This window comes from Calditrichia bacterium (assembly GCA_020634975.1).
Taxonomy (GTDB): domain Bacteria; phylum Calditrichota; class Calditrichia; order RBG-13-44-9; family J075; genus JACKAQ01.
The window spans coordinates 233,258-245,449 of sequence record JACKAQ010000004.1 but is presented as its reverse complement, the minus strand read 5'-3'; the positions used below and the strand labels follow the sequence as shown (position 1 = coordinate 245,449).

The window sequence follows — 12,192 nt, the reverse complement described above, 5'->3', positions numbered from 1 at the left end:
CCCTGGTTATCGCAAAACCAATTGTGGCACAGCAATTGAACAACTGGAAAGTTGATTTCTAATGATTGCAGGATTTTTGTCGACCTTTCTATGTTATATTTTTTCAAGATTTAACATTTTCAGCTTAGCTTGGCTTTTTAATTCATTTCATTTAATCTAAAGGAGATTTTTCATGAAGCTTGTTTCGATGGTTAAGGTGGTATTTGTAGCAGTAGTGATGAGTTGGGGCGCAGCTTCCGCACAGTTTGGGCTGGGTGCAGATGTGGTCAGCAGATATGTTTGGCGCGGAACGGATTTCGGAAACGCAGCTTCTGTACAACCCTATATTTCATATACCGCCGGAGCTTTGGAGGTTGGCGCATGGGGTTCGTACTCCATTATGCCGGTCGATGGCGGTTATGAAAACGATTTGTATGTCACACTTTCACAAGGTCCCGTCAGCATTACGGTGACGGATTATTACTTCCCGAATATGGAAGCAGGAATGGATGAATTTTTCAAATACGGCGAAGACGACAATGGCGCAAGCTACCATTTTATTGAAGCTTCCGGTACCTTTACCCAGGGTCCACTTTCATTGTTGGCTGGCGTTTTTTTGACCAACGATGATGACAATTCGCTCTATTTCGAAGGCGCATACGAAGCATATGCAAAAGATGATGTTACCGCATCTGTTTTTGTGGGTGGCGGGAACGGCGCATACACTTTGGAAGATGCCGGCGACGATGATTCTTTCAACGTTGTAAACGTTGGGCTGACAGTCGCAAAAGACATGTTTAGCGCATCCTACATTTTGAATCCCGATGCGAAAATTACCTTTATCGTATTTGGCGTCAGTTTCTAATTCCAGAAAAATTTGATAAAAAAAGCCGGTGAAGTTCGCTTCACCGGCTTTTTTATTGCTGAAATTCAAATTAAATTTACGCCGTGGTTTGCAACACGCTCTCCATTACTTCGGACAATTTTTCCAGATGAATCGGTTTATGTAAAAATGCCTGAATCCCTTTATGGCGGGAAACTGCTTTTTCCTGATCTGCGTAACCACTTGATAATATTATTTTTAGCGACTGATCCATCGAACGCAACCCGCGAATAGTTTCGATGCCGCTCATTTGCGGCATGGCAAAATCCACAATCGCAATGTTGATCTCGCGATGTTTATCAAAAAGCTGCATCGCTTCGCGACCACCTTCCGCTTCGTAAACGCGATAACCGAGATAATTTAACAAATCCCGCAACGATTCCCGAACCAAAGGCTCGTCATCGACAATCAAAATGGGTGTCCCTTTTGTTGCAGGTTCGCTGCTGGTTTTTGGCTGCGGAGGCAATTGCTGTGCTTTTTTTCTGGCAACCGGTTCAATAAAAATATGGAATTTTGAACCTTTATTTTCCTCGGACTCAACCGTGATAAATCCGCCATGACTTTTGATGATGCCGTAAACCACAGCCAATCCCAATCCGGTGCCTTTGCGGGGCGGTTTGGTAGTGAAAAACGGATCGAAAATGTTGAACAAATGTTTTTCGGGAATCCCGATGCCGGTGTCTTCAACGGTAATGCGCACATATTTTTGGGGCGGCGTCGCTTCGCCTGGTTGAGAATAGCTGTCAATTGTGGTGCGGAAGGTGAGTGTTCCGCCGCGCGGCATTGCATCGCGGGCATTTACGGACAAGTTAACCAGCGCCTGCGCCAGCTTGCTTTCATCGCCGTTGATACCGGGAATTTTCGCGTCCAGCGCAAGCTCAACTTTGATCAGATCGCCAAAGGCGCGCTGCAACATCGTCGCGACCCGTTCGATAATCCGGTTGGGAGAAATCGCCCGCAAATTCAACTGGTCAGATTGTGTAAAAATAACCATTTGCCGGGTGAGATCCGTTGCGCGTTTGGTAGCGGTTTGGATCGCGTTTACCCGTTTGATGGCTTCCGTATTGCCGTCTAATTTCATGCGCAGCAAATCCACATTTGGGGTGATGATTCCCAAAATATTGTTGAAATCGTGCGCAATTCCGCCCACCAAAATTTCCAGACTCTCCATTTTTTGTTGCTGGAACGCATCCTGCAATGATTTCTGGAGATTCTCGCTGTTCTCCCCCGCTTCCGCAGAAATTTCCGGATGTTTTTGAAGATCGCAGCGATCCAACGCAACAATGGCGTTGTGTATCAGCAACGAAATAAATTGGTCTTCGTCCGAAATGAACGGCTGTTCAGCATCCCGCCAATAAACGATAACCCCAAATTTTTTGCTGCTGAGAATCATCGGAATCGCCATCATCGCCATCGCTTCAGAACCGCTAAAGCCAACTTCCTCATAGGTTGCTTCGTCAATTGCGGTCAGATATTGGATTTTCTGCGTTTTCAACGCATTCCAGACAATCCCGCCGCTGTTGCGAAGTGTTTTGGATTTCGCGACACCGTTGATCGCATTCGGCGAAAAAGGAAGCAATCGCTCGCTGTTTTCATCCCACAAAAATACGGCAGAGCCTTTACAGCCCAGCAAATGGGTGCTTTCGAACTGCAACGCCTGATAAATCCGTTCGGCATCCTGCATCACCACTAATTTTTCGGCAGCGCGGATCAGCCGCTCCAACCGTTGACGCTGGTGGCGTTCAACACCCACTTCGTCCCGCAGTTGCAAATCGTGATTTTGAAGCGATTTGTAAGTTTCTTTTAACGCCGCAAGTTCATCCCGTGTTTGCGGATCGTCCGGGAAAGCGGGCTTTAAATCGTGCAATATTAACAGATAATCAGTTACCGCATAAAATTCGTTTCGCAGCAAAACCACATCAATCAAAATAGATGTTTTGCTTCCCGCGCTATTTTTCAGCGTAACCGTTGTGTTTCGCAAATTGTCATCGGATTCACGGATTTGCTCAATCATCCCGGCCATATCGTTCGACAGCAAAAAATCTTCCAGATTACGATCTTGCAACGGATCTTCTGTTCCGGTCAGCCGTTGCCGGGCAGCTTTGTTGGCATTTCGGATATTCCAAAACGGATCGGTAATGATCATCGGAATGGGATTATCCGAGAAAAATCCCTGATTGTTGGGCAATTGTTGATAGAGTTGCAACCAGTTTTCTTCGGCGGCTTCTGCCAGTTGGTTAAACGCCTGACTGAATTCGAACAGCTCTTTTCCACCTTTTTCCGGCAGGCGGATGCTAAAATCGCTGGCGTTGGCGAGGTTGTTTTCCAATTCCTGGCGCGCTTTTTTGATCGGATTTGTGATTGAGCGTGTGATCAAAAAACTAAAGATAATTAACAACAGCGCCAATCCCCCACCAATAATTGCGGTTTTGGCAACGTGGTCATGGTAACTTTTCACAATTTCCGTTTTCGAAAAACCGACAATCGTAAAACCGAGCACCTCTTTATTATAAATGATGCGATTTCGCAAAGCGAGAACGCTGTCGCTTTCCCAAACGCGATTGCCTGTGGCGGTAATTTCCTCAACGGTTGAATCGAAAATGCTATCGTTAAACCCATCGAGGCGTTTGTTGCCCGTGTCGTTCATCCGGATGAACACTAAATACGGCGTATTGGCAAAACTTTTTACGATTGTCCGGGTTAATTCGCCATTGTTCATCCATACTGAGGGCGCGACTTCGTTTGTCAAACCTGCGGCAGACAACGCGGATTGCCGATAAAAATTCTGGTAAACTTGCTGATGTACTGTATATAAATTGTAAAATCCGAAACCGATAATCAGCGCAAGAATTACCACTGTTAAAGAATTAATTTTTATTGAAATGGGTAGTCTTTTGAGTAACGCATCCATGAGCTTTGCTATTCCGTTTTATTTACGATATTAATAGATCGGAGCATATTCGTTCCGCTTGATGGTCTTTTTGGGAAAATCCGCGATTTGTCTGTTAGGGTATGTGCCGGAGTCAGGTCAGTTGTGGAATTCGTATGTCGCTGTTTTTCCATTGATGCATTTGTTCGCAATTATTCGAACGGTTCGAAATTTAAATAAAAATTATTGATAAAAAAGCAATAAATTCAGTAACTATAGCCTAAATACTGCTTTTGGCAAAGCAATTGCAAACGAATGAAAACGAGTGACTGAGTGAAAATATCGCTGCACAGCAAAAATATGCTCGCCATTTTTGGTGGCGACAGCTTGGCAAAAGTGTTGGGTTTTCTGGTTACGGCCTATCTTGCCCGAACAGTTGGCGATGTTGCATTCGGCTCAATTCACATCGCGATGGCGGCGCTCAGTTATGCGATTATTGTGTCAACCGGCGGCATTCCGTTGTTTGGAACTCGGGAAATTGCCCGTAACACACTCAACATCCCGCAATTTACCGGAGAACTTCTCACAACCCGATTGCTGCTCTCGCTGATCGCAATGGCTGTATTGATGGCTTACGCTTTTTTTCTGCAAACGGATCCGTCCATCCGAAAACTAACGCTCATTTTTAGTCTTTTTCTGCTGCCCAACGGCGCATTTCTGGATTGGTATTTTCAGGGAAAAAGCCAAATGGGCATCGTCGCAACCGGGCGAACACTGCAAATGGTTGCCTATTTGTTGTTGGTGATTTTGCTCGTTTCCGCATCGGAAGATGTGGTTTGGGTAGCCTGGGCGTGGGTTGCCGGCGCGGCAGTAAATATGTTGTGGCTCGGTTGGCGCTTTTTCCGGAACGGCTTCATGATTTCACCGCCATCTTCTGTAACTGCGTTAGCTGGCATTTGGCGCAGTTCGTTGCCTCTGGGGCTCGCGACCATTCTTTCCCAAATTGTGTTGCAACTGCCATTTTTTTATCTGGACAGATTGAACGAACCCGGAATCGCCGGGCAATACGGCGCCGCTTTCCGGCTGATGCTGGCGTTGCTGGTCATCGACCGGATTTTTTACACCGTTTTTTATCCGGCAATCAGCCGTATTTCCGACAAAACAAATAGCGAAATTTCCGAAGTTGTGGAACACACGCTGCGCATCGTCACTTTTTCCGCTGTTGCCATTGCCACTCTTGCTGCGCTGGGTTCAAGTTTAATAATCCCAATTATTTACAGCGCTGAATATTTACCGGCGATCCCGCTTTTTCAACTCCTTTGCCTTTTTTTTCTGGGCTCGTTTGTCAACTCGGTGGTCGGATTTACGCTTGCCGGAACCGGAAATCAGCGGGCGTATTCACAAAGTTACGGGATTGCGTTTGTCATCAGCATGCTAACGGGCGTGTGGCTAACCTTTTGGCAAGGCATCAACGGAATGATTTTGGCGCTCGGCTGTTACCAACTGGTTGCGTTGCTGGCCAGCAGCATTTTTCTGAGACAGACATTGGCGATCCATTGGTTCCGAACCCTGTTTTTACCGCTGATTTTGGGCTGTGCTGCAATCGCATTTTTGTTTCTGCACAGCCAAAACGGCATTTTGATTTGGGGTATGTTTTTTCTAATTTACCTGCCCGTTTTGCTGTGGGTGGGTAAATTCAGCAAAAAAGACCGTGAATTTTTGAAAAGGATGCTGTTGTGAAATTATCGATCGGATTGCTAAAACCGGATGTTCACTGGACGCACTGGCTGCTCCAATCCGGTATTCCGTTTGATATCGCCGGAGATTCGGCGCAGCAGCTTGCGGATTTTCCCGCAATCGTTATCAACGATACGGCCCTGTTTCATCCCGCGAAAATCCAGAAATATGTCACCGATGGCGGATGTGCGATTTGCGAAGCTTCCGTTGCGGAAACTATTTTTGTCGTCCCGACCCGCCGATTGAAAATCACCCATCTGCAACCGGCTAACGATATTTTTTTCAACCACTTACCGGCGGTTCAGCTTCCGCTGAATTCGCGAGTGGCAACATCGGCGAACGCACTCACCAACCAAAACGGCACATTCACAACTGCTGTTTTGCCGTTTGGCGATGGCAAAATTGTAATTTTTCCGGACGGATTTGCAGCAGCATCGGCAACATTTCGCACCTGCAGAGTAAATTTTCCCCGTTACGGTGACGAACGATTCCCCTCCGAACGGGTCTGTGCGGTGGATAAATCCGGATTGCGAAAAATCGTTTTTTCGGCGATTGTCCAATTGTTTGCACATCGCAAATTACCGCTGGTGTTTTGCTGGCCATTTGCCGACGGCGCAACATCCCGGTTCAGTTTTCGCATCGATACGGATTTTGCACACCCGAACGAAATTACAGCATTGCATGATTTGCTAAAAAAACACAACATTTCTGCAACCTGGTTTGTGGAAACGCGCTCCGCCCAAAACCATATCGATTTATTTGCTAAAATGACCAATCAGGAAATTGCGCTGCACTGTTTCCGGCACGCTATTTTTGATACAACCGGCGAAAACGCCCGCGATATTCGGCGCGGACTGAACATTTTGCAACACGCCGGCATTCGCCCTAAAGGCTTTGCTGCGCCGTTCGGCGAATGGCATCCGCAGCTGGCTGCGGCAATTTCCGGGCAGCAATTCGGCTATTCTTCGGAATTTGCCCCCGGATACGACGACCTCCCGTCTTGGCCGGCGATAGGCGATGGTTTTAGCGAAACGCTGCAAATTCCCGTTCATCCGGTCAGCACCGGACGATTGCATTGGGCAAAACATTCGCCGGCGCAAATGATCGATTACTATCGCGCGACAATCGACCGGCAGGTTGCCGCCAACGATCCGGTGATTCTCTACCATCATCCCGGGCAAAAAAACCTGGTGGTTTTCGACAGCATTTTTGAATACATCCGCGCCAAAAAAATTCCGGCAGGAACGATGGCTGAATTTGCAGAATGGTGGCAATTTCGCGATCAATTAAACTGGCGGGCAGACTGGTTGGACAACAAATTGAATCTGGCGGTTGAACATCCATCGGAAAAAGCGCGATTGGCGGTTATTTTTCCCGGCGAAAAATGCCGTTTATTCCAATTCGCCGATCAAATAATTGATGAAACAACCGATGCGGTTCAATTGGATTATCAGCAATCTGTGACCCAAAAGTCAACCGGAAAGCAGCACAAATACACCGCCCAAATGCTGGTGCACGACATCACCTGGCGTTACAGCCGCTGGAAACAAATTCGCAAAGCGAAATCAAACGAGTAACATTATTTCAATAAATTCAACTATTTAGCAATTGAACAATTCCGAATGAAAATTGTATTTGCAACCCACGAAGGCGTTCCGCTGTACGGCGGCGGACCGGATGTCAAAATTAAAGCGCTGACCACACACCTCCGGGATTTGGGTGTCGATGTGCAACTGTTTGATATGTGGAATGCCCGCGAGCAGCTGTTCAATTGCGATTTGGTGCATCTGTTTGGGGCGAATTTTGCGGTTTACAATTTGGCGCGAAACCTGAAATATCAAAACATCAAATTTGTCGTGAACCCGATTTTTTACAGCCGCCGCAACCCCAAAATTATCAGGGCAATCAGCCGGATCGATCTGCTGACCCGGAAAGTTTGGCAGGGTGTTTGGTGGCAATGGGGATTCACCCGGGACATTTGCAACTGGTCGGAAATGGTGCTCCCGAATACCATCGCCGAAGGCGAGTTGCTGCGACAGAGTTACGATCTCCCGATCGCAAAAATCCGGGTGCTGCATAATGGTGTTTCTGCGCATTTTTTGAATAGCGATCCGGCACCGTTCATCGAAAAATATGGCCTCAAAGATTTCATTTTGCATGTCGGGCATTTGGGTCCGGCACGCAAAAATGTGCTCAATCTTGTTCGGGCGCTGGAAAAAATTGATCACCCGACCGTGCTCATTGACCGGGTTTTGCAAACCGGCGAAACACCGGAAATACTTTCGGCAATCCGGAAAAATCCCAACATTTTGTTCATCGAAGGATTACCCAACACATCTGAAATGCTGGCTTCGGCGTATGCGGCGAGCTCGGTTTTTGTGCTCCCATCGCAATTTGAAACACCGGGCAGAGCAGCGCTGGAGGCTGCACTTGCCGGAGCAAAAATCGTTATTACACCACATGGCGGAACAATGGAGTATTTTGGCGACTACGCGACTTATGTCAACCCAGCTGATGTTTCAGATATTCAATGCGGTATCGAAACGGCATTGCAGGCGCCTAAATTTCCCGATCTCCCCCAACACATCGCTCAACATTTTTCATGGGACCGCATCGCAATGGACACAAAAGCTGTTTACAACGCCGTGTTGTCCAAAACCGACAGTAAATGATTTGAAAAATGGTCAACCCTCTCCATTTAAAAAGCTCTAAATCATTGTATTTTCTATATTTTACAAAACCATTACAGCGACAGTGAAGTAATTTTTTTGTAGTATTTAATGTAAAAAAAATACACACACTTTCATTTAAGCACTAAAGATTATACTACGGCTTCCGATTATAATATTCTATTTTGATAAAAATCTGATTCTTCATTGCGATACTATTTTGTTACTCATTTTAAGCAACCTCAAACAGTTGAGCAAAAATGGAAGATATTATTCTAAGGGAATGGAAAAGCGCAATTCGGACTGCCGCCTTTTTTGACGATCATATTCTTACCAACAAAAAACTTTCCGCAATATTTTTCGATGCGATTTTAAACGGCAAGCAACATTTGCTGCTGGAAAATGTCGAGCTTATTCATTCGCACATGAATGAAACCAACTTGACGATTCAACAATTGGTGGACTCGCTGTTTCGGTTGCGAGACCGGTTGCTGATTTTGGCATCCCAAAAACGATTCGAAAATTTGCTGAATTATGAGCAGCTAAACGCCAATTTGCAGCAGATCATTTACTCACTGCCAAACATCGTAAAAAAAGCGGGTATCAGCCAAAATGATCCACAGGAAACTTCCAGCATTCTGAGTTTGATGTTGAAAGCGCTGGAGAGCATCGGCGAGGGTATCCTGATTATCGAACCGCGCGTAAACGGCAAAATACTGTTTGTTAATAAAGCGCTGGAAAATATCACCGGGTTCAGCAGCGAAGAATTATTGGGTAAATCGCTATTCACTTTGTTTGGGATTTATCACACGCCGGAGCTGGAAAAAGATATTTTTCCGGCAGCCATTTATCACGGCTGGAAAGGCGAAGTCACTCAGCAGGGCGCAAATTTACTGCCGATTTCGATCCACATGGACATCAAGCCTGTGCGGGACGAACACGATGAATTATTGGCGCTGGTGGGCATCATCCGCAATATTACCCGCGAAAAACGCCACCGGTTGGAAATGGCGCTGCGCGAAGACCAGATTACCCGCCAAAATGCCAGACTCAGTTTTTTGGAAGATTTGTCCGCAATTGTGAACGCCACGCTGGATATCCGCGAAACGCTGATCGGTTTTTCTCGAAAATTTCAGCGAATTATTCCATTCCAGTCGCTCAGTTTTTTTATCCCCGTTTTTCCGAAAGACGGCATTTATCGCCTGATTTATGAGTGCGAAGCAAACAACTCCGGACGTTTTTCGAACGAAAAACTGATCCGCTTTGAACCGACGATGGAATTCAACAATTCCCATTCGATTTATTTTGTCCAGACACTCCAGCACGATCACGAACAAAATTATTTCAAACAATTGAAATCAAAGGGTGTTCGCGATTTAATCTGTTTCCCGATTCATTTTAAAGATGAAATTTTGGGAATCCTGAGCGTTTCGTTCAGCAATTTTAAAGCGATAAAACAAGAAGATATTCAATTCATCGAACAAATTATCAACCACCTGACCGTCGCATTGAAAAACGGCATGCAATTCGACCAGTTGGAGCGGCAAAACCGCAAGTTGCACCTGTTTTATAATTTGTTCAGCTATATCAAAAATAACGCTTCCGCCAATTTTATTTTGAATGAAGCACTTATCGATATGGCAATTTCGTTTTCATACGACCATCTGGCGATTTATCAGAAACACAATGGCGTGGAATGGCAACGCATCGCAAAACACTCTGTGCAGGGCATTTGCGAAAAATTGTTTCCCGAAAAGCTTCCGGTTAATTTCAAACTTCCGAAATCACCCTTCTTTTATGTGAATGATGACGAAGTGCCGCCGTTTATCCAGTCATTCAGCGAAGAGATAAAGCAACTGAATCCGACCACATTTTTGGCCATCGAAGATGCCACATCCATTCACGGCGACGTGATGCTGATGGGTGTTTGTAAACAAATGTTGCCGGATTTATCGTATGTTTCGCATCTGGAGTTGATGCGATCGATTCTGAAAGAATTGACGCTCGCACTGGATCACAACCAATTGTTCCAGCAAACCATTCAGGCAGAGCAGGAATGGAAAATGACATTCGATGAGGTTCAGATCGGGTTGGTGGTGGTTGATGCTGAATTCAAATCGCGCAGGGTAAACAAAACATTTTGGCAAATTTTCAACAAAGAAAATCACCGAAGTTCGTTCGATCTTTCGGAATTTTTCGATATATCATCACACAAAATCGCGGTTCATTCGAACCCGGATACGAATCAGCATCACAAAAATGTCGATTGGGTTGATGTGGGCACTGGCAAATCACTCATCCGGCAGTTTTTCCCGTTGTTTAATCGCTCCGAACATTTTATTGGCGGCATTTTTACCATTCAGGATGTAACGCAGGATCGCGAACGCGAAGCGCGGATTCGCTATCTCTCCCGCTTTCCAGAAGTTGATCCCAATATTGTGTTGAGTTTAGACAAAGCCGGCAACATTATTTACGCCAATAACACAGCGAAACAATTGACTCATAATCTGAAGCTCAAAAAAGTAAAGCAATTGCTACCGGTAACGTTATTGTTTGAATTGCAGAGCAATTCTTTCCCTATCGGGATTGCACAGGAATATCTGCACAATCTGGAAGACCAGGTGTTCCAGTTTACCGTTTTTGCGCCTGAAGAGGAGGATAGCATTTATCTTTCCGGCATCGATATTACCGAACGTTTACAGTTGCAAGACAAGCTAATTTTAACAGAACGCATCCGAACCATTGGCGAGCTGGCATCGGGCGCTGCACATGACTTCAACAATTATCTTATGACGATTCTTGGCAGAACCCAATTGTTGCAAATGAACATCAAACAGAAATTTTTGCGGGAAGATCTCGATGTGATCGAAAAAGCCGCGAAAGACGGCGCGGAAATGGTTCGCAAACTGCAGGAACTGAATCACCGACAGGATACGCGTGAGGCAAAACCGTTGTATCTGAAAGATTTGATCAACGACAGCTTGATGTTCTCTCAGCAAAAAATTAAAGCTAAAACGCAAATCAAAGGGCAGGAAACGATAATCACCACAAATATGGACCCGTCGTTGGTGGTTTCCGGCAATCCTGCGGAATTCCGGGAAATTTTCACAAACCTGATTTTCAACGCATTCGATGCAATGCCTGATGGCGGAGAATTAAAAATTGAAACGTGGCGTGAACCCAAAACACACGAAGCAATTGTCATTATTCAAGATACCGGCTGCGGAATGCCGCCGGAAGTTCGCAAAAAGATTTTCGATCCGTTTTTCACAACCAAAGGCCGGAATGGAACCGGATTGGGTTTGAGCGTCGTTTATCGCATCACAACCTCATTGCGTGGTGATATCGAAGTGGAAAGCGAAGTGGGTGTCGGTACCAAATTTATTCTGTATTTACCGATTTCAACGGAAATTCCCGATCAGGAACATAAACCGGTAATTGCAATTTCGCCAAAAATCAAAACCTCCAGCAGCATCAAATTACTGGTTGTGGATGATGAAATCGACTTGCTCAAAACGATTGTCGAAGTGCTGAAATTGAAATTTGACCGGGTGGATATGGCTACCAGCGGAAAAGAAGCGCTGGATAAAATCGGCGAATGCGACTATGATGTTGTTCTGACAGATTTGGGAATGCCGGAAATGTCCGGTTGGGAAGTTGCCGAAAAAGTGAAGGGATTATTGCCAGCTTCGAAGGTAATTTTGGTTACCGGTTGGGGAATGCACGCAGAAGATGAATTGATCAACCACGAAGCATACGTAGACACAATTCTTTCCAAGCCATACGACCTGCACCAACTATTGATGATCATTGAACAGGTGTTCAGCGATGATCAGGGTGCTTCGGTGGGCGATTGATCATCCGATTGCCCGGGTTGCGCATCAATCGTGTTTAAATGGATCGCCTGATCGATGCACATATTCGGAATATCATCGACGATAGGATAAGCCAGGTTGCAATTTTCGCAAACCAGCTCGGAATTGGCTTGCTCGTATCGCAAATCGCCTTTACATTTCGGGCAAACAAGAATACTTAACATTGTTTCACTTAACATA

Annotated in this window: 7 protein-coding genes; 5 read left to right on the top strand and 2 right to left on the bottom strand. The window is 45.6% G+C overall.

Going from position 1 to position 12,192, the window contains the following annotated elements; genetic code table 11:
• Positions 1-172: 172 nt before the first annotated feature.
• On the top strand, positions 173-844 hold the full coding sequence (locus H6629_21030) for a hypothetical protein (protein MCB9070267.1): 672 nt from the start codon (positions 173-175) through the stop codon (positions 842-844).
• Positions 845-920: 76 nt separating this feature from the next.
• Here H6629_21030 and H6629_21025 read toward each other — a convergent pair whose 3' ends face one another.
• Positions 921-3,773 carry a response regulator gene (locus tag H6629_21025; protein ID MCB9070266.1) on the bottom strand — a complete coding sequence of 951 codons (2,853 nt, stop codon included), beginning with the start codon at positions 3,771-3,773 and terminating at the stop codon, positions 921-923.
• Positions 3,774-4,064: 291 nt separating this feature from the next.
• Between H6629_21025 and H6629_21020 the strand changes: the two genes are divergently transcribed.
• The 4 genes from H6629_21020 to H6629_21005 all read left to right on the top strand — a co-directional run bounded on the left by H6629_21020 (position 4,065) and on the right by H6629_21005 (position 11,994).
• Positions 4,065-5,471 (top strand): oligosaccharide flippase family protein, encoded by a 1,407-nt coding sequence (locus tag H6629_21020; protein MCB9070265.1) that lies wholly within the window; start codon positions 4,065-4,067, stop codon positions 5,469-5,471.
• Positions 5,468-7,045, top strand: a complete 1,578-nt coding sequence (locus H6629_21015) for a polysaccharide deacetylase family protein (protein MCB9070264.1) — start codon at positions 5,468-5,470, stop codon at positions 7,043-7,045. The genes H6629_21020 and H6629_21015 overlap by 4 nt, the downstream gene beginning before the upstream one ends.
• 45 nt (positions 7,046-7,090) lie before the next feature.
• Positions 7,091-8,140, top strand: a complete 1,050-nt coding sequence (locus H6629_21010; protein ID MCB9070263.1) for a glycosyltransferase — start codon at positions 7,091-7,093, stop codon at positions 8,138-8,140.
• Positions 8,141-8,397: 257 nt separating this feature from the next.
• A complete protein-coding gene (locus H6629_21005; protein MCB9070262.1) occupies positions 8,398-11,994 on the top strand; it encodes a PAS domain-containing protein in 3,597 nt (1,198 codons plus the stop codon).
• Here the strand turns inward: H6629_21005 and H6629_21000 are convergent.
• On the bottom strand, positions 11,970-12,191 hold the full coding sequence (locus H6629_21000; GenBank protein ID MCB9070261.1) for a Trm112 family protein: 222 nt from the start codon (positions 12,189-12,191) through the stop codon (positions 11,970-11,972). The genes H6629_21005 and H6629_21000 overlap by 25 nt on opposite strands.
• Between the last annotated feature and the right edge of the window lies 1 nt (position 12,192).

Excerpts from the sequence above, each read along its gene's own strand:
- H6629_21010 (MCB9070263.1), top strand. The coding sequence starts at position 7,091 with ATGAAAATTGTATTTGCAACCCACGAAGGCGTTCCGCTGTACGGCGGC.
- H6629_21000 (MCB9070261.1), bottom strand. The coding sequence starts at position 12,191 with ATGTTAAGTGAAACAATGTTAAGTATTCTTGTTTGCCCGAAATGTAAA.
- H6629_21005 (MCB9070262.1), top strand. The coding sequence starts at position 8,398 with ATGGAAGATATTATTCTAAGGGAATGGAAAAGCGCAATTCGGACTGCC.
- H6629_21030 (MCB9070267.1), top strand. The coding sequence starts at position 173 with ATGAAGCTTGTTTCGATGGTTAAGGTGGTATTTGTAGCAGTAGTGATG.
- H6629_21025 (MCB9070266.1), bottom strand. The coding sequence starts at position 3,773 with ATGGATGCGTTACTCAAAAGACTACCCATTTCAATAAAAATTAATTCT.